Annotated in this window: 35 protein-coding genes and 1 pseudogene; 32 read left to right on the forward strand and 4 right to left on the reverse strand. The window is 55.9% G+C overall.

The features are described 5' to 3' along the window. Positions 1-50 precede the first annotated feature (50 nt). From Q9451_RS33920 to Q9451_RS33935, 4 genes and pseudogenes are all read left to right on the forward strand, one after another. Positions 51-332 (forward strand): annotated as a pseudogene (locus Q9451_RS33920) (hypothetical protein); the annotation flags it as partial. Between the two features lie 86 nt (positions 333-418). Next, the gene (locus tag Q9451_RS33925) at positions 419-928 is read left to right on the forward strand and encodes a hypothetical protein (RefSeq protein ID WP_201265726.1); all 510 of its coding nucleotides are present in this window, start codon (positions 419-421) and stop codon (positions 926-928) included. 18 nt (positions 929-946) lie between these two features. Next, complete coding sequence (locus tag Q9451_RS33930) at positions 947-1,228, forward strand: hypothetical protein (RefSeq protein ID WP_010792720.1); 282 nt, start codon at positions 947-949, stop codon at positions 1,226-1,228. Between the two features lie 75 nt (positions 1,229-1,303). Then, positions 1,304-1,966 (forward strand): OmpA family protein, encoded by a 663-nt coding sequence (locus tag Q9451_RS33935; RefSeq protein ID WP_172688648.1) that lies wholly within the window; start codon positions 1,304-1,306, stop codon positions 1,964-1,966. A gap of 15 nt (positions 1,967-1,981) precedes the next feature. Here the strand turns inward: Q9451_RS33935 and Q9451_RS33940 are convergent, their stop codons facing one another. Beyond that, a complete protein-coding gene (locus tag Q9451_RS33940) occupies positions 1,982-2,683 on the reverse strand; it encodes a DUF882 domain-containing protein (RefSeq protein ID WP_224396990.1) in 702 nt (233 codons plus the stop codon). Positions 2,684-2,785: 102 nt separating this feature from the next. Between Q9451_RS33940 and Q9451_RS33945 the strand changes: the two genes are divergently transcribed. The 13 genes from Q9451_RS33945 (at position 2,786) to Q9451_RS34005 (ending at position 13,894) form a co-directional block, all read left to right on the forward strand. Beyond that, entirely contained in the window at positions 2,786-3,400 is a 615-nt protein-coding gene (locus Q9451_RS33945; RefSeq protein ID WP_172688649.1) for a hypothetical protein, read from the forward strand. Positions 3,401-4,624: 1,224 nt separating this feature from the next. Continuing rightward, the gene (locus Q9451_RS33950; protein ID WP_010792717.1) at positions 4,625-5,152 is read left to right on the forward strand and encodes a hypothetical protein; all 528 of its coding nucleotides are present in this window, start codon (positions 4,625-4,627) and stop codon (positions 5,150-5,152) included. Positions 5,153-5,685: 533 nt separating this feature from the next. Beyond that, positions 5,686-6,141 carry a hypothetical protein gene (locus Q9451_RS33955; RefSeq protein WP_010792716.1) on the forward strand — a complete coding sequence of 152 codons (456 nt, stop codon included), beginning with the start codon at positions 5,686-5,688 and terminating at the stop codon, positions 6,139-6,141. 745 nt (positions 6,142-6,886) lie between these two features. After that, positions 6,887-7,228, forward strand: a complete 342-nt coding sequence (locus tag Q9451_RS33960) for a hypothetical protein (protein ID WP_010792715.1) — start codon at positions 6,887-6,889, stop codon at positions 7,226-7,228. Continuing rightward, positions 7,225-7,785: a hypothetical protein gene (locus Q9451_RS33965; RefSeq protein ID WP_021263426.1), complete on the forward strand. Its 561-nt coding sequence runs from the start codon at positions 7,225-7,227 to the stop codon at positions 7,783-7,785. Before Q9451_RS33960 ends, Q9451_RS33965 begins: the two co-directional genes overlap by 4 nt. A gap of 196 nt (positions 7,786-7,981) precedes the next feature. Further along, a complete protein-coding gene (locus Q9451_RS33970) occupies positions 7,982-8,206 on the forward strand; it encodes a hypothetical protein (protein WP_223290560.1) in 225 nt (74 codons plus the stop codon). A gap of 308 nt (positions 8,207-8,514) precedes the next feature. After that, positions 8,515-9,030: a hypothetical protein gene (locus Q9451_RS33975; RefSeq protein WP_171886844.1), complete on the forward strand. Its 516-nt coding sequence runs from the start codon at positions 8,515-8,517 to the stop codon at positions 9,028-9,030. Positions 9,031-9,119: 89 nt separating this feature from the next. After that, a complete protein-coding gene (locus Q9451_RS33980; RefSeq protein ID WP_172688651.1) occupies positions 9,120-9,443 on the forward strand; it encodes a hypothetical protein in 324 nt (107 codons plus the stop codon). An 8-nt stretch (positions 9,444-9,451) separates the two neighbouring features. Then, entirely contained in the window at positions 9,452-10,507 is a 1,056-nt protein-coding gene (locus tag Q9451_RS33985; protein WP_021018446.1) for a hypothetical protein, read from the forward strand. Positions 10,508-10,583: 76 nt separating this feature from the next. Beyond that, a complete protein-coding gene (locus tag Q9451_RS33990) occupies positions 10,584-10,820 on the forward strand; it encodes a YheU family protein (protein ID WP_010792710.1) in 237 nt (78 codons plus the stop codon). A gap of 227 nt (positions 10,821-11,047) precedes the next feature. Continuing rightward, positions 11,048-11,449, forward strand: coding sequence for a DUF262 domain-containing protein (locus Q9451_RS33995; RefSeq protein WP_235375671.1), 402 nt, complete (start codon positions 11,048-11,050; stop codon positions 11,447-11,449). A 719-nt stretch (positions 11,450-12,168) separates the two neighbouring features. Further along, positions 12,169-13,287 carry a tetratricopeptide repeat protein gene (locus Q9451_RS34000; protein WP_172688652.1) on the forward strand — a complete coding sequence of 373 codons (1,119 nt, stop codon included), beginning with the start codon at positions 12,169-12,171 and terminating at the stop codon, positions 13,285-13,287. Positions 13,288-13,321: 34 nt separating this feature from the next. Then, positions 13,322-13,894, forward strand: a complete 573-nt coding sequence (locus tag Q9451_RS34005; RefSeq protein WP_189761523.1) for a hypothetical protein — start codon at positions 13,322-13,324, stop codon at positions 13,892-13,894. A gap of 43 nt (positions 13,895-13,937) precedes the next feature. Here Q9451_RS34005 and Q9451_RS34010 read toward each other — a convergent pair whose 3' ends face one another. After that, positions 13,938-14,270: a hypothetical protein gene (locus Q9451_RS34010; protein WP_172688654.1), complete on the reverse strand. Its 333-nt coding sequence runs from the start codon at positions 14,268-14,270 to the stop codon at positions 13,938-13,940. Positions 14,271-14,420: 150 nt separating this feature from the next. Between Q9451_RS34010 and Q9451_RS34015 the strand changes: the two genes are divergently transcribed. The 14 genes from Q9451_RS34015 to Q9451_RS34080 all read left to right on the forward strand — a co-directional run bounded on the left by Q9451_RS34015 (position 14,421) and on the right by Q9451_RS34080 (position 23,147). Beyond that, on the forward strand, positions 14,421-14,747 hold the full coding sequence (locus Q9451_RS34015) for a hypothetical protein (protein ID WP_172688655.1): 327 nt from the start codon (positions 14,421-14,423) through the stop codon (positions 14,745-14,747). 319 nt (positions 14,748-15,066) lie between these two features. Then, on the forward strand, positions 15,067-15,462 hold the full coding sequence (locus tag Q9451_RS34020) for a response regulator (RefSeq protein ID WP_010794247.1): 396 nt from the start codon (positions 15,067-15,069) through the stop codon (positions 15,460-15,462). A gap of 75 nt (positions 15,463-15,537) precedes the next feature. Beyond that, positions 15,538-15,993, forward strand: coding sequence for a hypothetical protein (locus tag Q9451_RS34025; RefSeq protein ID WP_123085427.1), 456 nt, complete (start codon positions 15,538-15,540; stop codon positions 15,991-15,993). Positions 15,994-16,140: 147 nt separating this feature from the next. Beyond that, positions 16,141-16,383: a hypothetical protein gene (locus tag Q9451_RS34030; RefSeq protein WP_123085426.1), complete on the forward strand. Its 243-nt coding sequence runs from the start codon at positions 16,141-16,143 to the stop codon at positions 16,381-16,383. Positions 16,384-16,513: 130 nt separating this feature from the next. Further along, positions 16,514-16,894, forward strand: a complete 381-nt coding sequence (locus Q9451_RS34035) for a WGR domain-containing protein (RefSeq protein ID WP_172688656.1) — start codon at positions 16,514-16,516, stop codon at positions 16,892-16,894. Positions 16,895-16,985: 91 nt separating this feature from the next. Next, complete coding sequence (locus Q9451_RS34040; protein WP_010792702.1) at positions 16,986-17,387, forward strand: hypothetical protein; 402 nt, start codon at positions 16,986-16,988, stop codon at positions 17,385-17,387. 512 nt (positions 17,388-17,899) lie between these two features. Then, positions 17,900-18,616, forward strand: a complete 717-nt coding sequence (locus Q9451_RS34045) for a hypothetical protein (RefSeq protein ID WP_088192155.1) — start codon at positions 17,900-17,902, stop codon at positions 18,614-18,616. A gap of 911 nt (positions 18,617-19,527) precedes the next feature. Next, positions 19,528-19,731: a hypothetical protein gene (locus Q9451_RS34050; RefSeq protein WP_123085420.1), complete on the forward strand. Its 204-nt coding sequence runs from the start codon at positions 19,528-19,530 to the stop codon at positions 19,729-19,731. 11 nt (positions 19,732-19,742) lie between these two features. Continuing rightward, positions 19,743-20,429 carry a hypothetical protein gene (locus Q9451_RS34055; protein WP_172688660.1) on the forward strand — a complete coding sequence of 229 codons (687 nt, stop codon included), beginning with the start codon at positions 19,743-19,745 and terminating at the stop codon, positions 20,427-20,429. Between the two features lie 12 nt (positions 20,430-20,441). After that, positions 20,442-20,669: a hypothetical protein gene (locus Q9451_RS34060; protein ID WP_172688661.1), complete on the forward strand. Its 228-nt coding sequence runs from the start codon at positions 20,442-20,444 to the stop codon at positions 20,667-20,669. A 112-nt stretch (positions 20,670-20,781) separates the two neighbouring features. Beyond that, the gene (gene rdgC, locus Q9451_RS34065; protein ID WP_172688662.1) at positions 20,782-21,702 is read left to right on the forward strand and encodes a recombination-associated protein RdgC; all 921 of its coding nucleotides are present in this window, start codon (positions 20,782-20,784) and stop codon (positions 21,700-21,702) included. Between the two features lie 45 nt (positions 21,703-21,747). Then, entirely contained in the window at positions 21,748-21,993 is a 246-nt protein-coding gene (locus Q9451_RS34070; RefSeq protein ID WP_172688663.1) for a hypothetical protein, read from the forward strand. 6 nt (positions 21,994-21,999) lie between these two features. Continuing rightward, positions 22,000-22,704 (forward strand): hypothetical protein, encoded by a 705-nt coding sequence (locus tag Q9451_RS34075; RefSeq protein WP_172688664.1) that lies wholly within the window; start codon positions 22,000-22,002, stop codon positions 22,702-22,704. Then, positions 22,701-23,147 carry a hypothetical protein gene (locus tag Q9451_RS34080; RefSeq protein ID WP_021263417.1) on the forward strand — a complete coding sequence of 149 codons (447 nt, stop codon included), beginning with the start codon at positions 22,701-22,703 and terminating at the stop codon, positions 23,145-23,147. Before Q9451_RS34075 ends, Q9451_RS34080 begins: the two co-directional genes overlap by 4 nt. Before the next feature lie 939 nt (positions 23,148-24,086). On the opposite strand, the gene csrA is transcribed toward Q9451_RS34080, so the two are convergent. After that, a complete protein-coding gene (csrA, locus tag Q9451_RS34085; protein ID WP_010794235.1) occupies positions 24,087-24,263 on the reverse strand; it encodes a carbon storage regulator CsrA in 177 nt (58 codons plus the stop codon). A gap of 100 nt (positions 24,264-24,363) precedes the next feature. On the opposite strand from csrA, the gene Q9451_RS34090 reads away from it, so the two are divergent. Beyond that, positions 24,364-24,855, forward strand: a complete 492-nt coding sequence (locus tag Q9451_RS34090; protein ID WP_183596683.1) for a hypothetical protein — start codon at positions 24,364-24,366, stop codon at positions 24,853-24,855. 47 nt (positions 24,856-24,902) lie between these two features. Here the strand turns inward: Q9451_RS34090 and Q9451_RS34095 are convergent, their stop codons facing one another. Continuing rightward, positions 24,903-25,262 (reverse strand): histone-like nucleoid-structuring protein, MvaT/MvaU family, encoded by a 360-nt coding sequence (locus tag Q9451_RS34095; RefSeq protein WP_123085153.1) that lies wholly within the window; start codon positions 25,260-25,262, stop codon positions 24,903-24,905. Between the last annotated feature and the right edge of the window lie 38 nt (positions 25,263-25,300).

Below are 25,300 nucleotides of genomic sequence, written 5' to 3' on the forward strand. Positions count from 1 at the left end.
CCTACGAGGACTAAGCCCTGTGAATAGTATGCTTCGATCTGGGGCCCTAATGGAAGTTGGCAACGGCCAACGCATGGGGTGTCCTGGCTAGACGAAGGAACTGCTACTACCACATTGGCCGGGTGAACAGCGCGAAACGAATCCACCTCTGCGCAGCCGCGGGCGCGCATTCGTTCGATGGCACCAGTGCTACCCGTTTCTCCAAAACGTTGCCCAGACTTGATGCCGCCCTGGATCATGCAGAACGGCAGGTGGATTTCTTTTCACCTCAGGCGAAGCCAATGGGTGAGACAAATTTCGACTGCGGGTGGCCCTTTAAGCTAACCCGATAGACGCTCTGGTTGTGCTGAGGATACTGGCACACAACCGTCACCCTCAGGATTACTCCATCCAACAAGGCCTTCATCTGAGGTAGATAATGCAACCGATTCAACGAGACCAAACCCAAGACCAAAGCTGGACACCGTTTTATTCGAAGTGGCGTCATGGAGGCTGGTACGTATCCAATCTTCGTTACCCAAGCGGGGCTTGCGGCTGCGTCAGCAACAACTATCCGGACGGTAAGTGGCGTATTGTCTGTGACCGCCGCCGCACCGACTTGGGCAAGGAAGGCGACTTCATCTTTGAGACTCGAGATGCAGCAGCACGCGCCGAGTTCGACCTGGTGCAGAACATAATCGCCGAGCAAGCACTGCAAGCTGCGCTGCAGGATGGATACCTAACCTGGGGTGGATCGCCTGTCACAGGTCCTCACCTTCCACACGGGCTCAGTGAAGCGAGCCAAGTCGAAGTGATCTTCCGCAACGGCCAGCGGCACACCGGCAGTGCACAGGCCTTCGGTTGGAACCACAGTGGTTACAACCCACACGCTCAAATCGTGGCCTACCGTGTGGTGGATACTACGGCCCACTCTCACTTTGCTGGCTGATTCCAGGACTCTCAATCCATGAGCACTCAATCCGTAAACGAACCGTACTCGAGCATTATCCAGCAAGCGTTGACCAAACGAGGCCACGATGCGGACGACTTTTCGCGCCATCCCCAGTACAGCGCGCCAAACTACGTGGTGAGGATGTGCACCAGCCTGACCGAAGCGGTCCACAAAGCGGGTAACCAGGCCGTCACTCTGGAGCAACTCATTCGACTTGAGAGTACCTGCACCGGGACCGACTACCAGCACAAGCTGGCATTGCGCTGCAATCGCCTGGCGCAAGGAATCGGCTGCTGAGGGGTATTGCAAGGGGCTGCTTCTGGCACACCTTGCCTACCATCAACATGGAGCTCCATCTCAAGGAGCTCCAGCATGAACAAACTGCTCAAACCCTTCAGCGTCCTCGTAATGCTCGCTTGCCTGGCCGGCTGTGCGACCAACCCCATGACCGGTGAGCGTGAAATTAACCGGACCGCCGTCGGGGCCGTAGTAGGGAGTGTTGCAGGCGGCCTAATTGGCGCGGCGATCGGCGATAGTCGTGCAGCCCTCATTGGTGCGGCAATTGGTGCTGGTATCGGCGGTGGCACCGGGCTCATCCTCGACCGTAAGCATGGCGAACTAGAGGCAAAGCTGAAAGGGACAGGCCTCACCGTTGAAAAGCAGGTGGATGATGCGAACACCACCCAGGCACTCGTGGTGAGCGCGCCCGCGGACATTACGTTCAGCACTGGATCGGCAGATCTGCAAAGTCAGTCTTTCCCGTCCCTGGCGCGACTGGCCGAATCGCTGCGGAACCAAGGTAACCTTCGCATTGAAATCACCGGCCATACGGACAACACCGGTCCGTTCCAAAATAACCTTCGCCTCAGCTACAACCGAGCGCAGGCGGTTGGACAGTTCCTTTACGCAGGTGGAATCCAGGCTGACCGGATTGCAATTCGCGGGGTGGCCGATACGATGCCGGTCGCAGGAAATGAAACACCCGCCGGTCGCCAAGCCAATCGCCGGGTGGAGTTGCGAATAAGCGCAATCTAGGGCGGCTGCTGAAGGTCAAGCGAGCATTTCAAGTTCTGGCCAATCAGGCGCAAGGTTGGCCAGCCACTGAGCATCGGTCGAAGGATCGAGTAGCTCCACAATCCAGTGTTCTGGCTCCAGGACGGTCGATTCGGCCACGCGCCAGGTTCGAACCTTGCCGACGTCGACATGGATGAATCCCTTCGTGGGATAGAAGCCCACACCTCCGACGCCAATAGCCTGGGCCAGCTTTCCCAGGTTGTCGACGGACAAGCCCGGTATGCGAATATCCGCGGCCATCGCCTTGATATGAAGTGATTGCTTGGCTGCGCCCTCCAATTTGGAGTTGTGCTGTGGGGTGCGGTACCCACTGTTCACAAGGATCTTGTAGGGCAGTCGGTTGATCCTCAACCAGACCTGGATGAGGTAAAGCAGATCAAGTAGCTTCGGGCTCATGCGAACGGTTGATTTGAATTTCACGTCTCGCAGGATGCTGCAGGCTTTCTGGTATCCACCAACGTCCCAGCCTTTCCCTCCGCGGAAGTAGCAGAAAGAGGCCTTCTCACCGCTATCTGGCCTTTCAAGATCAAGCCAACGATCTCGGTTGAGCGCTACTACGCGCCAATCGTACTTACGTCCTGAGGGGACACTGCCGAGGGCTTGGCCCAGTGTGAGTGCGGCTGGCGCGGCGAGGAATGCTGCAAGCAGTTGCCGTCGGGTAATGGTCGATGGTTTCAACGCCTGTATCCGATGAACTCCGAAAGTCGGAGCCCACGATAGCTGGCGCATCTCGTCATTCAACTCAAAACGACCGCGGCTTTTCCCGAGCTGGTGGCACACTTGGATAATGCCAAGATCGGTGCTCCCAAGCAGATGATAGGTACCTCGATGCACCAACTTAATGAAGCGATGCGGAAGCGTGTCGCAGCCGCTATGGAGAAATCAGGCTGGGAGATGGACCCGGAGACCCCTGCCATTTCTGCAGTTCGATGCTGGTTTTACTCTGTGAACATTCACCGCGGTCCTCGAGTGGCCGCAATGGTTTCCCAGGATCTCTATCGCTCTGTAGTGAGTGGTGATGGGATCATCGCGGAACTGCTTCGACAAGATCCGAAACACAAGCCGTTCGAGCAGTATCTCGGCACAGTCGCCGAATTCGACTCCCTTCCGGAGGCATCTCAGCGAGATCTAGGCAAGAGAAATACGGTAATCGCTTGCCTGGCCAGCTTCGCGCGGACCACGCAGACCTGGGGCCTTGCTCCTCCGCTCAACGAAGTTCCAGGGCTTCATTTTGTCGCGATCGATTGGCAGGCAAAGAATGGTGCACACGTACTTCGTTCTGGCCTGGCGATTGGCGACGCCCCCCTAACGAAAGAGGACCTGGCCGAGATCGCTTCGATTCAACTCGGCTTGCATCTGGCGCGCTGCCCCCAAGAATCACCGATCGACTTCTGAATGTCAGGCCCTTCGGGGCCTGATTTTTATCAGCTGGTGGCACAGATCCTCGAGCATCACGATGGGCGTACTCAAACTGGAATCCCATCACATGAAACGTCTCCGAGAACTACAGAAAGCACATCCTCTCTGGGAAATCTCCATCACCCGGGGAACACACTTACGTTTCAGCCGGCCAGGCTGCCCTCCGGTGTTCGCCTCGTACACGCCAAGCGATTGGCGAGCGGACAAGGATCTAGCACGCAAGCTGCGCCTGGCAGAGCGCTCCTGCCCAACCAGCACCATTGCCACAGCTGCCTGAGGAGACCACAGTGCCAATATACCTGGAAGGCCCAAGCTGCGATCCGCGTGGCCCTGATGGCGACGGAAGGAATCGCTTACGCATCGATTCGATTGACCCTCAACCCCGCTGCGCACTCCGGCCGCGGACATTTGCAGGGCTTCGGGAATCGATGAATACGGCCATTGCTCAGTGGGGTAGTCATTTCGATGTGTGCTCCGGCGGCGGTGAATGCTCGGCTTGCTTCCGATTCACTCGTCGACACAACATCCAATCACCGCCAGACGCACTGATAGTCCGGCTTCATCCCGATGGATCGCTCCATTACACCAGCGACGTTAAGGCAGGGTGGAATGCCAGTCTGACCCCGATCGCCTGGGATGACCTGGCTTCGCTTGAGGAAGGATGGAGCCTCGGCCGGGTACTGAGAGACGAACACTCGCAGTACATACCTCTAAACCGGGCTCGACCGCGTTAGAGTAAGAAATTAGGCCTCAGTTTGACTTGCGATGGGTAGGGCGTGGTGATACAAAAAACATGCTTCCTGCTTGAGTCCTTGGACTTTAAGCACCAGATGTACGCGCTAGAACTCTAGGGTGTTCATCTGGCCCCGGCTGAGACCTGAGTTTCAGTTTTCAATCGGGGAGTCACCGCTGGCTCCAACCACTGCACATTCGTGCACACCGAGTGACTCGACTACAGTCGACTTACTCAAATCCTCGAAGTGAGACCTGTCGGGCAACTCTCAAGCTGCTCGCCTGATGACGTGCGCCTTTCCGGCCGGCCATGTCGTGAAGTCAATCTGTGGATGAAGACAACCTGGTTGGCCAGGAGCAGCACACCGCGCATAGCGTGGTTCGAGCGCCCTGGCATCCGCCGGCGCGTCCTCTAACCCTACCCGGGGCACATCATGCCCTGGGCTTGAGTGCTCCCTTGGAGTTCTCATGGATAAAGACCTTCGAAATCGCTTCATCGAGCAGGCAAGGGCGGTCCGCCAAACCTTCGGGGATGGCGAAGACCTCCATGCCGATCAAGCTGGTCTATCGCCTTCGGTCCGCCAAATGCTCCGGGAAAGTATGGAGCGGCACGAAGCCCTGACCGCCTTGTACAACGAACTGGATCGGGTTGGCGTAGGGTTGATCCTCAAACATTGGTCCGGGAACCAATGGGCGCTGGTTCTTCCTGATGCCTCAGAACCCGGTAAATTCCGCTACCAGGCTTTCGGTCTGCACGGCTGGATTACCCATCACACCTGCACAACTCTGGACGAAGTCGTATCAGACGCCTTCTGCGCCGGTTTTCGTATGGTGGCATCTCCAGATACCCTCGATCGGGTTGCATCTACGGTCGAGTGGAAGAAAGGGTGCGAGCGCCTGGAGTTCATCACGCGGCACAATTGCGGCGAGATCAGCTACCGGGAAATGCTGGATCAGTTCCAAAACATCGACGCCAAGTACGCATCCGCTGCTTGAATGTCACCAGCTGGCCTTTCGGTTTGCTGGATTTCAAAGTTGGAGCCAACAAAAACCCCGCTACCTTCACAGGTGCGGGGTTTTCTTTTCTTGGCTGATCTACCAGATCAGTTCATGCCGAACTTAGCGACGTCCACGCCCATGCAGTAATTCAACGCTCGAGCCCGTGCGGAATCTTTGTGGGTGCTAGCCAGGTGGTCGACGATGTAATTGCAGTCATCGAATGCCAACGAACGGGCTTGGCTTGCAGTCAAGGGGGTGGGCTGCGCAGATACCTGGCCATTCAAGGACGTGGGAGTTTCCGACGTAGCGTGGGAGCTGCAACCGGCAGCGATGGTAAGGGTTGCCATTACGGCAAGTCGACGTATCAAGGGGGCCTCTCTTTGCCAGGATCTGGCGTCACCAGTGATGCGTCCAAGGTACAGAAGCGTTTGAGCGATGCACGTCAAGTTGACCCTGTGAAATTCTGACAGCGGTTCTGGCACAGCCCTTCCCTGCTGATACTGGGCCTATCCCAGACAGAGGACCTCCCCATGCAATACGCTCAATCCAACCTGCTTTCCTTCCTGGCCCATGCTCCGGTTGCGGTTACTACCAACCTGGATCACGGAACCGAGACACCCTCAGGGCACATTTTGATGAATGCAGCTCGCCCACTACTGGGCCAGACCACGTTCCAAGGTGACTTTCTCCGCGGCCGCTTCTACGCCACGCTAGACCCGGAAGACAGCATCTCTGAGGTTTTTGCAAGGGAGAACCTGAAGCTTGATGGCAAGGTCGTCTTCGTAGTCGACCGCGCGACCGCGACTGAACTCATCCTGGATGGATGCCGCTATCGCAGCCAGTACATGGCCATGGAGGAAGAAGAACGCTGGTCGATTCTGCGCGATCGAATTTCCGATCTGCAGGACATGCCCCTGGCTGGTTTCATGGACAAACTGGCCAAAGTCAAGGGCAGTGCCACTGAGAACCAAACCCAAGCAGCATGATGAAACGGGGCTACCTTGAGTGGCCGTTTTTGAAGGGGCGACCATGCACCAATGCTGTATGTTCGTCCCTGTGGAGATCAGAAACACGGAGCCAGTTCTTGAATCGAATTGCACATCCTCTGGAGTTGCACGGCACCTTCTATGGACTCATTACCGATAGCGTAATGGTTCGTATCGTCGCCAAAGAAATATCAGCGGCGCACGCCAGCACTTCTCGAGAGCAGAAGAGCGAAGAAAACACGCCGCCGCCTACCCCTCGCAGAGAGCCCCTACGCACCGATCCTGAGAGCGCCAGCCACTCTCCACTAGACTGAGACAGTCTCACATCACGAAAATGTAGGGACCGCCCAAAGGGCGGCCCCTTTCGCACTCCGATCTACTTAACGGCCGCCTCTTTCGCCGGAATCTTTGCCGGCGGCGGGACGCACTTCGCCCGAGATTGATAGCCCGACATATCCAAGATGGCGTTGAGGACCGTTACGCATTCGGCCTGGCTTTGGTACGGGGTAACGGAAACGATGGGGTACTGCACTCCTGCTGGAGTGCCATAACCACCTTGTAGAAAGGTGACCACTACCAAGGTCCACTTCAAAGTCTGATCTCTCCTTCGCGATTACAGTTCGCCTTAAGGAAGTTAACGACCTGAATTCCAGAAAAAAGAACATCTTGTGTCATTCCATAAGGGGGGTTCTGGCACAGCCCCGCAGGCGTGAGGATTACTCCACGTTCCCAGAAGGAGAATCCCATGTTCCATACCAACCAGCTCCAAGCCCTATTCGATCAACTGGAAGCTCTCCAACAGTTCGACCTGGAGATTCTGCCCGCCGACCTGAAGGCCGTGCTCGTGAAGGTCAACGAGGAAAGGCAGAAGCTCATCACCCTGGATCAGCGACTGATGATCGGTGTCCGCGATACCCGTCATTCCACCGACTACTACCCGGTGCTCGTTCCGCGCTCTCGTAGCTACGGCGACGAGGACTTCAAGGGCACTTTTGATACCTCCGCCGATACCAGTGAGGACTACACCTACGTAGTCGATTGCGCAGGCACGAAGGTCGATATCATTTCGCGGGAGGGTGAGGCATGAAAGATCTGCCATATGAAGAGGTCAAGACCTCTCTGACCTCCGGCGAGTCGATTCCTGCAGCAGTAGTGCAGGCGTTCCGGATAGCTCTTGCGGGCCTTCGCCCGCACCTGGCTGCGCAGGTGTATATGAACCTTAGCCAGGCTGGTTGTATGGACATCGAGATCGCAGCGATCGCAGGCCGATCATTGCGGCATGTGAAAACCTTACTTGAGTTTTCAAAAGCACCGACTGGGCTGGTCGAAATGGTGGCCAACCGAAAAGCGTCCATTGCCTCAGCACACAAGGCAATGCGTGTTGCTGAGGCCACAGGCCAGGACGTTATGACTGTGATTCAGGTAGCGGCTCAGGAGGAAGACAGACAAAGGAAGCCCCGCAAGGATCGCCCTGTCGCCGCGGCAAAAGCAGTAGTCCGTACGCTGCTCAAAGCGAAAGTACCGAGCCAACTCCGCGCCGGCATTGCCGGTGGCGCAGAGGTGGTTCAGATCCGCACGAATGATGCGCAGCGATTGCTGAACGCCCTCGAACAACTATCTCCGACGACAAAACGCCGGGCCTAATACACGGGAGAGGCAGCATGCCTTGGATCAGCGTACTCATCGCGCCAGCGGCCACAAACACCGATCACTACACGACCCGATCTGAAGCACTTCAGGGGCTATTCAAGGATGGAACCCAGGCAGTCGTCAGGTGGTATCCCCAGATGAAGATGAGTGCTCCGGCCGATGGAAAACCACCTGCTCGTCAGCTTGGGATGTGACCGAGCAGATCACTCACTGGCGAGACCTCTTTCCACCGAGCTTTGAAAGCATGAAGGGGTTCTTTCTCGAAGGTGAGCAGCTCCGCTGCCTTCAATCCATCATGCAGGGCCTATACGGCGATGGTCGAATTGTCACTTCTGATGCGCGTCGTGACCTGGCTAATCGCCTTCACCAACTGATTGGCGTTATCCAGGCGCAAACCATTGAGATAGACGTGTAGCCTCGGCATCTCGCTCCACTTTAAGGAGAATGCTTGCCCGCCATCGTTCCTTTGGTGAGCCTCAGTGTCCGAAATTCCGGACCGACAAATGGCATTGAATCCCCCTCGATGTTTGCGAACATATCGAACTTCGGATGGCCCTACCCAATATGGGTGGGGCCAATGGATAAGGAACATTGCCAGTGCCCCTCTCTGCCTCCCCTGCCCCTATACCTTCTACGTCCGCTGACACCCTCCGCCTGACCGCCCCTCGCCTTATGCGACAACGCCGCTGGCGAGATGACAAACGGTTCCAGATGCGTCGGATCGTGATTCTGAAGAACCAGGACGGCGAGATTGTTGGATACAGGCCAACGATCCAGCAAGGCACGAAGGAGCATCGTCGAGACTATTACCAGACCTTCAAGATCACCCCCGAGGTCTCCCTCAGCGAAGCTCTACGCGCAGCTATGGATTGGCGTGATTTGACAGAGAAGAAGCTAGGCATCGATCCAGGCAGCCATAGCGCCGCGTGTTCTTCCAAACCAATCGCGAGTATTTCCTTGATCGTTTCCCAGTCACCACCCTATCGCGCGCACTGGGCAACCAATCAAACCGCCGACGGCGCCCCTAAAATCAGGGTCAGCATTGGCGTTCGAAACTACCAAGATGCTTACGAGGAAACGGTGCTTCGTCTGGCCCAGCGCGAGGGAATTCCGCCCCCGGAGCAAATACCCCTTGCTCCCCCTCCCCGACGTGACCAGTACCGCAGGATGGTGAAAGCAGGCCTACAGGACATTCCGAAGCCGCTACCCGCACGATCGCGTCAGAAATGTAGGCCCTGAATTTCCGGGATACATTTTCACTGGAATGGCCGGGGGAACCCGTTAGCTTTTTGTAGAAACCCTATTCTCGGAAAGCAAAGATGCCCTCCATGCAATCTCTTATACGAATAGCCTTGGCGATGTCCCTCACACTGATCGCCGGCTGCGACAAGTCAATTGTCGGTGCCTACAAGGCAACGATGGAATCCGAAGGAGGCCAGGCCAGGACGGTTGGTATTGCGGTGATCCAAGAAGGGAATATCAGCGCCGATGGTCAGGACGTAAAGGTGTCCAGCTGGAGCAGAGAATCTGGATCAATTACCGCCCTCGATCAAGAAGGCAACCGCATCGTTCGCTTCGAAATCCTGGAGAATGGAGACCTGACCCAAGACACTCCGGCAGGAAAGCTGACCTTCAAACGGTTCGACCTGTAGTGCGCCAGATGAAGATCAGAAACTTGGCCGGGAAGGCTCTTGGCGCAGCCTTTAGCCTCGGTCTGATGTTCAGTCCTGCTACCGCTGGCGCATCGATCAAAGTGCTCCAAAGCACATATCCTGATGGAACCGCCGCGCCCGCAGAACTGTACCTTTCAGGCGAAATAACCACCTCGACCAAACAGGAGATGCTGGCCGCCCTCGACCAGATAGGCAGGAAGGTGCCGATGCTCTACCTGGACTCTGCAGGTGGGGACCTGGTCGCAGGAATGGAGCTGGGTGAAGCGATCCGGCGCAGAGGCATCAACACTTCGATCGGCAAAAGCAGTGGTAACTATGGCAAGCCTCTGCCCGGGATCTGCTACAGCGCTTGCGTCCTTACATTCAGTGGAGGCCACTTCCGGTTTGCAGACCAGAACGCCCGTATTGGCATCCACAGGTTTTATCGCCGGACCACCTCGACGTCAGACCTGGATGTCGGGCAGGTAGTCAGCGCTGCCATCACCAGCTACCTGATCCGTATGGGGGTCAGCCCTTTGCTGTTCGAAAAGATGGCCCAGGTCGGTGGCGGCAAGATGCAGCTTTTACCAATTTCTGAAGCCTCTGGCCTGTCATTGGTGAACAACGGGATTCTATCGCCCCAGTGGGGGATCGAAGGCAAGCAAGGAACTGTGTACCTCAAGGGGGAACAGGAAACCTGGAACGGTACCGGCAAGCTGATCGTCACCTGCGCGAGTCACAACGGCGTCAAGATTTCCGCTCTATACGATGCAGGCACCAACAACCAAGAGATTTTGCGGAATGCGCGGAATTACACCCTGAGGGTGAACAGCCAGTTTCTCCCCATCCCTCATCTGCAATCCGCTCCCAAGATCAGTGGTGATTATCTGACGGCGACCTTCACCCCTGACTCCAGCATGATTTGGGATATGCAGTCCGCTGAACAACTTGGATTTGGCTTTCACCCCACAGGCTCTGACTCCTTCTACGGCTTCCTGATTGACGCCAGGTCCGAACGGGATCTGATCAGAAGTTTTGTGCAGCACTGCCAGAGTCGGGACTGATAATACTGCGGGTTCTGGCACACCGTTCAACAGCAGAGGATCACCTCACCCTTCAAGGCAAACTAGAGGTGATCCCATGCTCATTCCCTACGACCAGCTACAGCCTGAAACGCTTCACAACCTCATGGCCGATTTCGTGAGTAGGGACGGAACTGATGGTGGTGACGACACTCCTGAGGCCGTGAAGATCGAACGAGTGATGAGGGCGCTGAAAATCGGCGAGGCGGTCATTCTTTACGATGTGGCCTACCAGCAATGTATCTTGACTCTCCGCTCCGAGGTTCCGGCCGAGACGCTTAAGGCCTGGACCTGACGATCTACAACAGTTCCTCGCATGGGCTTCTGGCACACCCCTACCTGCCAGATTATGTGCGCATCCACTTTTTCCTGGTCGCTCAACAACTGGAGATCGACATGTCCTCTCTCTCCCTACCTGCTCCAATCCTTGCTGGGAACCAGCGCTCGTATTCAATAAGCGCACTGTGGGAGGGGACCCCGGCCCGCACTAACGTTGATCAGGAGCGTCAGCTATTGAACTTGGTGCTTCCGCCGTGGCAGCGTCCGCCCAGCTGGAGCCTCGACCAACAGGTCCAATTCATTGAGGGGATTTTCTTGGGCCTGGGTACCGGGTACTACGTTATCAATGGGCGCGACTATGACGACCAGGGCCATGACAAGCCCATGTCTGGTTGGTTGATTGATGGTCAACAGCGAATCACTGCGATCGCCCGCTTCTTTCACGGGGAGATCAGCATCTTCGGGGGGATCTTCTTCCAGGACTTGAGCCTGGGTGACAAGCGCCGCCGCTTCAACAACCTAATCTTCCCCTGCATCGAGATGGACTACACCGATGACGAGAAGGTCCTGAAGGAGCTGTATCGTCGACTGAACTTCAGTGGCACCCCGCACACCGAAGCTGACCTCGAATTGCTCAACGCCTAACTTCCACTGAACTTCAGCTACTACCCGTCCTGGCTTTGAGCCGGACTAAGGATCTCGCCATGCCGTACAGCATCACACTTGCTGGAGACATTCAGCACTGTTACCCCGACCTCGGTACCGCTCGTTCAGATATCCTGGAACTACGTGGCCAAGGCCAGAAGCCTAGGCTCTATTACTCGACCTCATTTGAACACTTGGGCTGTGAGATTGATGATTACGGGACCCCTATCCCAGAATACACGCACATATCCTGGAACGATTTTGCCAAGTTGCTCCCGCACTTCGAGGCTTGTTGGTCAGTAGTGGATGACGAGCTGTCAAGTCCGACCTATCGCCTTGTAGACGTCTTTGTGCTCTTCTGCGGTTGTTCCCATCACCTGGCAGATATGCACTACCCGCGATGTGAGACAGTCCCTGACTACCTTCGCGTAAGGACGACTTTTCTTCGCGTTACACAGGGTCTTATGGACCCAGATGAAGTGTAAAATCTAACTTAACCGTATCGGGCACATCTACCGATCGGGCTGATGATCCCCATGGGGACAGACATCATGCTTCTTCTGAACTTCGAGCGAAACTTCGAAATTCTCTACGTTCCAGATGAATATCCCGACCTGGAAGGGTCAGTTCATTGCTTCGAAAATGCGGGCCTGGCTTTCGGTTGGGCCTCTCTGCTGATTCTGTAATCCTTGCCAGCCTATGGCTAGGAAACCTTCTGCATGAGACGCTTGAACATCCCCACCACCTTCCTGTTAACGCTCATCGCATCTGGCTGTACCTCCCAAGTCACACGGGAGGGAAACCCCTTCGACGAGCCTCTTGCGCGAGAACCACTCCAAGCACCCGTCGCGGAACCTGGTCGCATCCTCAAAGCCTCACCGCGGAAAGTCTCTGCCGATTTGCCCGACGCTCAGATCAGGCAGACGGCTGACATCGAACCCGACGTTCAGGTCTACCCTGCTGGTGCAGTTCCGACCCTGATTTCCTCTACGCCGAACGTTCCAGTTGCAGAGACACCGGCACCTGACTCCGGCCGTGAGGCGCTGGCGGAGGCGGAAAAGGTAGCTACCACCGGTGACACGCCGGCAATGATCGAACTGCTGGAGCAAAGCGCCTTCAGGGGGAACATGGATGCCCTGTACCGGCTGGCCAAGGTCTACCAGAACGGAGAAGGAGTGCCAGCTAACCCTGAGCTCGCAGTGGCTTATCTAACCACTGCATCCGGACTTGGCCATGTCGAGTCTACCCGGGTGCTGGCCTGGGACTATCTACTTGGGAAAGGGGTAACCAAGGACATCCCATATGGGACCACTCTGATGGAGAAAGCTGCAGAGACCAGCATCAGGGCCAAACGGGAATTCGCCTTGCTGCTCAATAACACTTACCAACCCAACCTCAACGATCCATCCCGAGCAAAAGATCTCTTGAGTCAAGCTGCAGCAGCCGGAGACTCTGAATCGGCTAGAGCTCTCAACATGTTGAATTCTGGCCTCAGCGTACCGCGCACGCGGGGCGCGCCAGCTGCCCTGGTAGTGCAGCCTCGTACGGAGGGAGACCCCGCGGATGTACGAGCGGAGTCCCTCAAGCAGAAGGCGTACAGCGGCGACATAGAGGCGATGTATCGGTTTGCCCTGGGGCTAAGCCTCGGAAAGTACCCTTCAATTGATGGCCAGTTCGAAGCGTATTGCTGGTATGCCGTAGCCGCAAATCATGGACACGCAGAGGCAGCAGCTGAGCTATCCGCGCTGGCCGGAGTGAAGACCCTTTCGGAGCGAAAAAGCCCGGGCAAGCTGGATCAGTGCATCCAGGAAACGAACGAAGCAGTCGACCAGGGCTAATCACTCCGGCTGCTGGCACAGAACAGATGGGCGGATGATGACCCTGTTCCACGAGCAGTCTCGACTGCAACACATCCACTCAAACAAGGATCTGCAGATGAAAAAAGCAGAAATCGGAAAAGGTCGGTTCTACAGCGATGGCAAGGTTGGACTACGGGAAGTGCTCGATGAGGGGCCTCAATACAAGCTCTACGCCGGCGTCGAAGATGAAGACTGCCTGCGCTTTCGCTGCCTGAACGCCAAGTCCTCCACCGACATCGGACAGGAGAGCAACAGCACCCGTACCTCTTTTGCCGCCTGGGCGAAACTGGAAATCCCTGCAGACCAGGTCCATACGCACCTGATCGGGCTTCGCGCTGACAAACTTGCGGGAAAGCTCACTGAGCCACAGCTGTGGTTCGTGCGGTCCTTTGATAACGACCTGACTGAAACGGAATCAGTGGAGTGCGATCGAGAAGAGCATCGCGTTGCGCTCTCCTGCATGAAGAAGGGCATCGTCGCTGAGATGCCGGACCGGCTCGACTCTGATGATCGTTGTTTCGACGTCAAGTTCACTGCACTTGGCCTGGCAGTTATCGCGAATGTTCTGAGCTCTTCGAACCAGTAGAGGGGCTCTCCGCCTGGGGCACCTTATGCAAAGGCTCCCCCCGTCAGGCCAGAATTTGTGCAGTGTTTGGGAGCTTCGAAGCCCGTGCCTGCTCGGCTCCGGATTCTGTAAGTGCGAACATGGAGACACTTTCTTCACTGCGCCGGCGTTCCAGCAGCCCCATCCCCTCCAATCGCTTGATTAATCGGCCCCCCAGCAACCTTTGATTTCTTGCTGAAGCGACTTTGGTCGAAACCAGTGTGCCTAACTTACCGGCGTCCGTGATCTCACCACCTAGGTTCTGGATGACGGCAAGAGCGTTTCGATCCACCTCGGTGAGGGTTGCGGGGGCCTTGAACAAGCCACGTGCGATCTTGATCTGAGTGAGAGGAGTCATGCTGAAGGCACTTTGCTACGGACACTCCCGACTTTATCGAAGAAAGTTACTGATTCAACTCGAAATGCTGGTCTGCTTTCCGAGTGGTTCTGGTACAGCTCTCGGAACGTTTAAATAGCCCCTAATTTTCCTGGCTGACGAGGCTATTTGATGAATCGCAATCACACCCCTCAACTTTCGGACACCGTAGAAGGTGTGCTCTATGGCTGGAAGCACCAGGCTGGCCAGAGTCCCAGTTCCAGTACCTTCGCAACGATCTGTCCAGGCCCGACGTTCACAATTCTGTCCGACGGAAAGATGCACAAGGTTGTCGACACGATCTCGACAGTTGAAGCCACGCCCCATGATGAGCAAGACCTGCGAGATGCGATATCTGCAGGCCAAGTGGAGATTTACCGCATGGAGCGCGGGGCAAAGCAAAAGGTGCTAATGCATGCTGCCACTGGAAACCCGCTGAAATCCGGAGGCGAGGCGTGAGCAAGGCAGTTCAAGGGTGGTACCGAAGCCGACCAGGCATCTATCAGCACGAGACAGGAGCGCGGATCTAGAGCCATACCGCGCCCTCCAAAGCCGATAATCAGGCCCTGCAGTGGGAAGTACGTCTTTCTGATGGCTCGCGGCAATCGGGCTTCAAATCGATGAGTGACGCCATGCGTCTTGCTCAGCAAATCGACCCGGAAATGCGGCGTTTCTGATGCGGTGAAAAGTAGCAAACTGACTTCACTGGATTCTCAACAACAGACCGGCGAACATTCGTCGGTCTTGCCATTGATGGCACGTAATCCCGAGGACCCCTATGAGTAATCTATCCCCCTTGCGAGTCATGCTTGTCGATGACTCCCGAACTATCCGAAAAACGGGCGAAGTCATGCTCGCTAAGGCAGGATGCGAGGTGCTTTGCGTTGTCGACGGGTTCGAATGTCTCGGTCGAGCTCTGGACTTTAAACCAGACCTCATTTTCATCGACGTCCTCATGCCGCGGCTCAATGGTTACCAGACCTGCCAGCTGATTCGAAGCCGGGATAGTTTCAAGTCAGTTCCTGTGGTGATGCTTTCGTCGAAGGATGGCCTGTTTGACATCGCCTTGGGCAAAAAACACGGCGCAACCGACTACATCACCAAACCGTTTACCCAGGACGATCTGCTCTCCGCGGTAAGGAAGCACTGCCCGCAATTTGAACCTGCGATTTGACACCACTCAGCTGGTGGCACCCCCTAACGCATTCAAGAATGGCTCCATTGTTCATCAATACGGAGCCAAAACGGAATGTCGAGCAACTCGCGTCTATATCCCTACCACCCGATCTCGGGTGATCGTCTGGCCGGCACATTTGAAGTGATCCCAGCTTGGGTACCCCGTGAAATCCACAAGACAGGCGACACCATTACTCTTGAGGACGGTAGCGAAACCCTAGTGAACTGGAATGGCCAAGAGCTCCTGCAGATCAACAACCAGTTGGTCCTGGTGACTGAAGGTGGAGATACCTGCCTGAAGAGTGAGGCCATCTGGAGTGAGCAGGACACACAGCACATCGAGGTCACCCTGCCTGGCCCGGCGTCCACCTACCCCACTAACAACACGCTCATGCATGCATACGTGGATCTTCATGTTGCGGCATCGTGTGCACTCCATAATCTGCAGCAAGGTGACATCGAGGGCGCTTTGAAACAGCTGCAAGGGCAGTTGAACGCGATACTCGACGTGGACCGGCTAACTCCATAGTCACAGTGACCCCGCTTCGGCGGGGTTCGCATTTTCAGGCTGCACCTTGAAACAAGACTCAGCCTGGTTATACCTCTGCTCATGCCGGACAGGTTGGCCCGGCGAAAGCCCAAATCAGAAATGTCGGTTTAGCTAAGGAGCTACCACATGATCACCGAGTCTTTCCTCCGCGTTGCATTCATGGCCATGACCCTGTTTGTCGTGGCCTGCGCTCTCACCACCACGCTCATGTTCGGTGAGGGCACTACCCTCAATCCGATCGCTTGGTTCTGCATCGGCAGCCTTTGGATGGCATTCATCCTTTTCGCGCTCCTGGTCGCTTGGGCCACTCATCTCCACCGTGCCCACCGTAAAGGCCACCCGGCTCCGGATCTGGCCCCAGCGGTGTAATTCCCCTCCATCTCCGGCTGAGTGCACCAGGGCCCTCCTGGGATTACTCAGCCGGGAGTCACCATTCCAAGCCGAGCTTCTGGCACCTCACTGAACGAAGGATCATCACTCCCATGCAACGGGAGCCCGCATGAGCCTGAATCAGACCCACAACTACCTTTGTCAGCAAGGTAGCTCCAATAAGTTCTACACCTTGATGCTCAATTCCACCTCGGGTGGTTGGGTGGTCCTCTCGCATTATGGCCGTGCTGGGACAGCGGGAACACAACGGGTTGTAAAGTCCCAGAGCTCCTACTTCGCGGCTCTTGAGGCATTCGAGGCAGCTTGCAAGAAAAGGCTTGCACGCGGTTACGTGCTCGTGGGTACCGCTATGGACGCCCCAGCAGAAAAAATTCAACTCAAGTCAGAGATGGCTGCTGCGGATCAAGCAGCAAGGCAACAACGACTTGACCAGCTCAAGGCCTTACCAGTTCGGGCCGTTGAAATCGATCCAATGCGTCTTTGGTTGTAGTTGGGCTTCGCAACTGCGCGCCCCACTGCTTTCGCTACTACCGCAGCATTTCGGCTGATAGCCTTGGCGTATCGTGAATGAGAGATACACCATGACCAACAGAGGCTCGACCCTCAATGAGCGCATCGATCAGCATCTGAATGCGCTACGCAACACCCCTCACGGCCACACCTCAGGCCGCTTCCTATCATTCGTGGATGTTCCCGGCGACAGTGAAGGCAACGTAGAGGGTCCTGATCACATCCTCCGCATCCTGATGAATGACGTCGGGAACACCGTCGGTGAAGACTTCCTCAGCAATGTCGACTCGGTCCCTTTGGAGCAGTTTTGCCTCATGTCCGTAATTCGAAATGAGGGCACCGGCGGGATGCTGCGCTCCTTGCTCGACAGCTTCATGTCCGCATATGCCAATCCCGCTACCTCTGATGAGGCAATCGCCATCCTGAAGCGCCTCGAAGAGCTCAAAACTGTGCCAGTTCCAGCCTCCAACTAACAGGTTCTGGCACACCTCTTAGGACCACATCCTGCTCCTACAACTCGGGAGCGGGACACTCAAGCTGGCTCCTATGGATCTCAGTCCCGCGAGTCAATCAACTGCAGACGAGCATGAAGCCATGAACGAAATCTTCGAGTGGGTGGGTACGATTTGCGGAATCACCGGGGCGGCATTGATCGCTAGTAACGTTCGCTTATCCCCTTGGGGATGGTGGTTGTTTTTGATCTCAAGCCTGGCCTTGTGCAGCTACGGCCTAATCGTAGGCGCTTACGGGATTCTCCTACTCAACCTTTGCTTCGTCTTGACGAACCTGCTTGGCATTGTGCGGGTCTGGCTGCCGTATATGCGTTCGCGTGGTCGGATCACACCCGTCCACTCCGAAATCCACCACTGATCGAATGACACTCCCTGGGCGGCGTACCAAGAATTCGTAGATTTTTGAGGCACGCCGCTTCTGCCACTCGAAACCTGCACTTCCAATGGAGCCATCTTCAGAGGAGTGCACCAGCATGAAAAACACACGCTCTATCGTCCGGGCCCCACAGATGGCCCTGGATTTCAGCTTTCAGCTACCTACTCACGTTTCCATCAACAGCCGATCTCCAGCGCTGGTTCGCGCTGAAGAGGACGACCAGGTCCACGCGCCAAGTAAACGCAGCGCCGGCGCAGAACTTGGTGACATGGTGGTTGACGACCGCGTGCTCTCCCAGGGGATCACGACCTGGCGAAGTCTGATCGATTTCGCAATCCGTACCGGACACACCGAACTCTATGAAAGCGAGGATGGACGACAAGGTCTCCGTCGGCCGGGTTTCCGGTATGCCCCAATTTCCCGGCTGCCGGAACGCGCGCCGGAGTATGTGAAAGACGTGCTCACGGGCCGGCTCGCATCCTACTTGGAGCAGAAGAAGCTGCAGCTGACATCGGCGAGGGTTGCCGCGGACGATACCTTCAAGGCCCAGGTGGTGTTGGAAAGCTCAACCTTCCAGATCTCGATCTTCGAAGGACGAAAGCTTGATTCGACCTGGTCGTTCAAGCTTATGGATCTGCCGAGAACACCAGGACTGCAGGCCGACGATGAGGAAGCACAGCTGGCATTCGTCGCCAAAAGGATCAAGCGCATTCAGCGAGAGGGCCGTATCGCTGGCGGAGACGCTCGACTGATCAGCAAAGCAGTCATTCGTGCTGTGGAATCGATCCTCAAGAACATCGAGGTATCGAAATGACCACATCCACTGTCAATCACCAGGTGATCCAGCATCTCTTGGGGAGTGGTCACCCAGATCTGAAGTATGGCGGAGTAACCGCCGGTCTGGTCGCGATCGCGGCCGAGGAGGTTGCAGGTCAACTCCTTGATTTCGGATTTCGTCTCCATTCGGCTTTTCAAGATGGGTTGGCTGTAGTCCAGAACTACTACGAGCCACGTTCCGGCGCTTACATTCCAGACGTTGGGCTCTCAATCGGAATATTTGAATGCAAGGGATCTCCAACCCTGAAGGTGATGCTCAGGGTAGCCCCACCCTCTGCTGATATGCCTCCCGGGCCGGATGGTCTATTCGATCCAGCAATACGAGTACGGCGGGTTTGGTTCATGCCGCTGAATGATGCTGCTAGACCATCAGACCTGGTTGAGTACCTACGCAAGTCCCCTGGCCAGAGCTTGAGGGCTGCAGCATGAGCACTCCGAGTCGCCCCTTAGTAACGCCTATTGACCTGGCTGCACTTCGTGAGACTTTTCGGCTGAGCCAGCAACAGGTAGCCGAGATTCTGGGGGTTCATCGAACCACGGTAATTGACTGGGAGAAAGGGAACCAACCCAACTGGCTGCACCTGGCCTGCCTGGGGATTCCTACAACGCTGGTGCTTCGCAACGCAGTACCGTTACTCACTGCCGAGGACCTCATTTCAGCCCGCGGTTACTTGAACCTCGAGCAGAACGAGCTGGCATGTCACCTGGGTGTTCACGTCCGGACGGTCCGAACCTGGGAGAGCAAAACTCCCCCCACCTGGTTACCGATTGCGCTCATAGGCCTTTCTCTGCAGTTACAGGCCCCCTTCTGGCACGCCCGCATCGCGACAAAATGAACACAACCCAAAGGCACTCCGCCAGCGGTACAGCGAATAGGAATTGATGAGCATGATCACCCTCAGCACCCCAAATGGCCCAACCGTTCAATACGCCAGCACTGATATTGCTGTGGCGATGATGGACTTCGCGCGGACACACATGACTGGCTACCTGGTCCAGGCGATCGAAGATCCAGAGGCCAAGTTCGGCATGCGCTTCGAAGCAATCCAAATCAACAACGAACTTACCTCAACCCCCATTACCGTGCACTGAAGGACGTCGATATGACAATGGCAAAAACCACCAGCTCGACGTTTACGGTTGAGGTCCTGGGGAACCAAAAGGTGCCTTGTGATCTGATTCACCATGCCTTGATGCAGTTTCTGGCTGACTCTTCCATCAAGGTCAACGAAGTCAGTACCCGGGAACTGGGTGTCGCTGAGACCTTGCTCAGCTGCGCTGAGCACGGCAGTGATCCGTCCTTCTTTGGCCTGCAGGTCGATGCCGACCGGCTGGACGAGACGATCCTTACCCAACTCAAGCGGTCGGTAACTAGCTCCCTCAATGAGGGGGTGTTGAGCCAGATCAGTTGGGTGCTGACACATTGGGGCCCCGACGCTGCGCTGGACATTCTCGGTGAGCTCGAGATGGCCACGAATCATGCAGTAAGCAGTTTCGGCAAAGCGATGATTCGCGAGGTCTCTCTTTGGGTAATGCTCGAGGACAATCGACCTCTGTCGTTGATCTGGAGCCAGGCCACCATTGATGAGTATCAGAAAACTCAGTTGGCTACACGAAATGATGATGTCGACATCGATAGCCTTTTGACTGATGTGATCCTGGACCTGGTCAGTCAGACCGGAGCCACTATCTGCAATCGTACGGTATTCGAGCGGGTGCAGTGGCTGTCACAGACCATCGGCCCGCAAGCCGCAAATGGTGTACTCGCTGAATTGACCCTTCTTACCTGACCAGGAGTCCACATGGCTCGCATCACTTTCATGACTGATCGAGTGATCAATGGAAAGAAAAGCTACCACGTGACTAAGGATGGCCCGTGTGTAGCCACCATCTACTACGTCGACAAGGCTGCTCTCAATGAAAATGGCGGCGGGCTTAACCGGCCTCATTGGGTCCTGAAGCATTTATCAGGAAGAGTCGATCGGCACCCCTCCCTTGCAGAAGCGAAACTCGACGCAGCCAAGATCTAGCCTGTCGATGGCTTCTTGGGGACACTGATGAGAATTCCAGCCACGTTGGTTGAGTTGAACTGATCAGTTCCATCGTTACTCTGGCTGCCTCCCCTGATAATGAGGCAACCCCATGTGGTTTAAGCATCTGCTTGCGTACTCCCTTACCCAGGACCTGCAACTCACCGCGGAGGTTCTCGAACAGGCATTGAAAGGCAAGCCTGCTCGCCCCTGTGAGAGTCAGGAACTCACTACCTACGGATTTACTGCCCCTCTGGGAAAAGGGCCTGATGCGCCGCTCGTGCACGCGAGTCAGGGCTTTTTCCTAGTAGCGGCGAAGAAGGAAGAACGCATCCTTCCCGGCAGCGTGGTAAACGATGCGGTCAAAGAAAAGGTCGAGGAAATCGAGACTGCGCAGTGCCGGAAGGTCTACAAGAAAGAACGTGATCAGCTGAAAGACGAGATCATCCAGGCTTTCTTGCCACGCGCGTTTGTGCGCCGCTCCACCACGTTCGCTGCAATTGCTCCAAGTCTGGGGCTGATCCTGGTTGATACCTCCAGCGCAAAAAAGGCGGAGGATCTCCTTTCCACACTCCGCGAGGTCCTGGGGTCCCTCCCGGTGCGCCCGGTCAGCGTCAAGGTCGCCCCAAGCGCTACCCTCACTGACTGGGTCAAAACACAGAAGGCCGCCGGTGACTTCTATGTCCTGAGTGATTGCGAGCTTCGTGATACCAACGAAGACGGTGGCTCAGTCAAATGCAAAGCTCAGGATTTGACCAGCGAGGAAATTCAACTTCACCTGTCTGCGGGTAAGCTGGTCACCCAGCTGGCGCTGGCCTGGTCGGATAAGCTGTCTTTCATCCTCGACGACAAGTTGGCCATCAAGCGTCTGCGGTTTGAAGATCTCCTGCAGGATCAAGCAGAACAAGACGGGGGCGAGGATGCCTTGGCCCAATTTGATGCCAGCTTCACCTTGATGATGCTGACTTTCGCCGAGTTCCTACCGGCGCTCTTCGAGGCACTAGGTGGTATCGAGGTTCCACAAGGCGTCTAACCTAAAGTGCCCATCGATCGATGGGCATTTCTCCAGGAGCACTGAATGTTCAGCCCCAAGCAGTTCGCAATGGACCATCTCGGTACCGACGAGCTACCTGACACCCTAGCGATGGAGCAGGTACTGGACCTTCTGCTAGCTGCCCATACCGCAGCAGGTGATCAGCGTTCTGACCTCGACGAGACTCGAATCAGGGATCTGCGCAAGGCACTGGCTGACATCGAAAGCGCGACCAAGGACCCGGTCTCTGCTCTAGTGGCAATGCGGGCCCTTACCAACGATGAGGATTAAGAGTCCATGACTCAAGACGTCACCAGAAATCTGTGCGCTCGGCCTGCGCTTGAGATCATTTCCAAAGGTCGCACGGAAACCACCACCTGGTATCAGGTGGTTCAAGGACTGAAGGTCTTATTCAATTTCGCCGGTATCGATGTCACCGAGTGGAAAGAGGCTGAACCGGACATGCTCGAACTGAGGCTTGAGCGTGGCGATCAATCCTCGATTATTTGGTTCAAACCCCTGGAAAGGGGTGTCACCGACATGCCGGTTTTCCCTGTGATGGTGGGTGCCAAGTTCATGGCATGCAAACCGTCCGCCACGCCGCACGACGACTGTGAGATCACCTACTTCTACTTACCTTGGGAATGCACGGCACAGGATCTGATCGATATCGCTTTCGGCGAGGTCACCTACCCGTGGATCGAGTCAGTCCAGAACTTCTCAGCTGCATACGATATGTCCGCTCCCATCGAGCGCTTCCCTCGGTGTGCCCTCGTCATGCTGATGGACAGCAGCACGAAGGGGGATCAGCGTGGGTCGGTCTACTTCAAGCTCTGGCATCAAACCGAAAACTCAGTAGAACTCCTTGATCTAGAGCCTACCAACAGCCCGTTTTCAGCTGCAGAGCAAGCGAAGCAGCTTGGCCACTCCCCAACCGTCTACCGCTGCCACAGCGGTTGCATCGTCCCATTTCTACCCACCAGCGGATTCGATTTCCTATGAACATGCGCGCGGCCATTGCCGCACTTCTGACTCTTAGTCCCATGGCAGCCGTCGCGGCGGATCTGCTTGAGTTCAAGAACCCGATTTCTTCGGAACTGCGTGTAGAGGCTATTCTCTGCAAATCTCCAGAGTCGCTTTTCCTGCTGTACGAAGGGAGCACGCTTGCGATGAAGGGAGGCGGACAGAATGCGTTCCAGTCCTACTTCCAAGCCTCCGCCACGGCTCTGGAGAAAGCTGGCGAATGTGTTCTGGAAAAGGAACCGCAGAAGGTCAAGGTGACGGCTATGGCCACACTGACGAACCCACTCAAAATGCCCGCCGGCGGCAAAGTCTACGGTCGGTTCAACATGAAGGGGCTTAACCGTGACGTGTATGCAATGTCGGAGGACCTGCCAGGGCTGACCGCCTACATCAACAAGGCGGTGAATACTGCCGACAAATAGCAACTGAAAATCGATGCGTACTTGATCATTTGACGGGTCCGCACATTTACTGCCGCGCCTTCTATCCGCGCGGCTGCGAGGGGAAATTGAAAGTCTCTGCACTCCTTCATCGCTATAACGATAGCGTTGAGCGCCGTCAGTCACATGCACTCCAGCTCGACACCCAGATTCGACGGTTGGAATCATCCACCCGTCGTTCAGGTGGTCGGCTGGAAACCAGGCTAAGCCTTGCTCGTCATCGAAGGGACAACCTTGATCGAGAGCATCGTGCTGCAGCTGACTGGAAAACGACAGTCGCGGTACCTTTATTCAACATCCTGTCAAAGCAACTGGGTCGGTACTACCGCGGAACCATCCTTGCCGGGGACACAGCAGATTCGTTGCGAATCAGCTTCCGCCTGGCCCCTGATACTGATCAGATGATTGGCCCCCGGGCTCTCACAATCACGATGCAGCCGGAGGGTGCGCCGCTTAGGCTCTCGATCATTCGGGCCGTATGTGATGAGCATGGCCGGTGGCACGAGGAACACCTCTCCTCAGATACCCGTATCGCTGATATGGCGTCTTGCATGATGGAAAAAGCCCGGCAGTGAGCCGGGCTTTTTTGTCGTATTTCTTCAATTTGGTGCGGGCTCAGATTCCACCCACTGCCTTACCGCTGGGATGCCATAGGCGTCTTGTTCAATCGAGTAGACGTTGGTAATCAGCTCACCTGGCTGCTCTACACACCCTTTTTCCGATGTGCATATCTTGGGGGCCTTCTTCTCGTATGGCTTTTCCTGGCGGCACTCTATCGCTGACCACTTCGCCTTGCAGACGTACCCCTCTAATTTGAGGTCCTCGACCAGGTTACGTGTGGTTGAGCTCGGGTTCTGAATCCACCCCGCGGCGCACCCAGACACCAGAACTGCCCAGATGATGAGAGAAGAACGCATCGGATTACGGAGCAACATTTTCTTCCTGGATACGCTGATAGATCTCTTCGCGATGGACTGGCACATCTTTCGGGGCATTGATTCCCAAGCGAATGTGACCTTGATTGTTCGCCACCACGGTTACTGTGATGTCATCACCGATGTTGATGGTTTCGCCGACGGTACGGGTCAGGATGAGCATAGGGCACCTTCTTTGGTGGTTGATCCATGAATCACCTTAACGACTGAATAGTCCTGGTACCAGCGAAGAGAGGGGGCGGATTTCAGCACTGCATTTTGACTTGGATTCATCCGCCCACTGGTTAATCTCGGCCAGTCATCATTTGCCGGATCAGCATGTGAAGCAGGTAAGCCCCCACAAACGACTGATACTCATCGTGAGTTTCGCAGCCTCTATCGCGGCTACGATTGGTGCGATTCAGTACAGCCACACAACGCCAGGCGCGATGCCGGCTACCACCTCCACAGAGTCCAGCGATGAGATCGTGAAGGCTTCAATTCAGGAGGATTTTCTGAAGGCCCCCGCCAAGTTCGACCTCACCACGGCGGCGAAAAGGCTGTCGGACGTCACCATCGAGGAGGGCTATCACATTTGCTCTCCTAAGGACGAGATAACGGCGGATCAGTACATCGACATCTCGCGCATGCTGGACACACAGCGCTCCCATGCCGTCGAGTTCAAAAAAGCGGTTGATCTCGCATTAAGTGCACCGGATGGCGTATCTGATTGCACCTTCAGGGTGCTGACGCTGATCGATCGAGCAACCCCGTGAAAGGAAATGAAAAAGGGGCCTCAATTGGCCCCTCGGTCACTGGCAGCTTACTGTGCCCAGCCCTTGACAGTATCGGCGCCCCACTTCTCCTTCCACTCCTTCAGGGTTTTGTGGTTACCACCTTTGGTTTCAACCACTTCCCCGGTGTGAGGATTCTTGAAGCGCTTCAGCGTGCGAGCGCGACGAGCACCTTTGCGATCGACATTCTCAGGCGCTCGCCGGTCTGGATCAAGGATGGCGATGACATCCTTCAGGCCTTTTCCGTAGGAGCCAAGGAGCTCATTCAGCTTCCCGTTGAACTCGGCCTCGGTTTGGTATCCAGGGCTGTTGATGATCTCTTCTCGTTGCTTTTGAAGATCCTGGATCTGAGCTTCAATCGCTGCAACCTGCTGGACTTTCGAAACCATTCTGTACCCCTTCCTGTTGTAGTAAATGGCATGCCGCT

The sequence above is a fragment of the Pseudomonas sp. NY8896 genome (assembly GCF_039634505.1).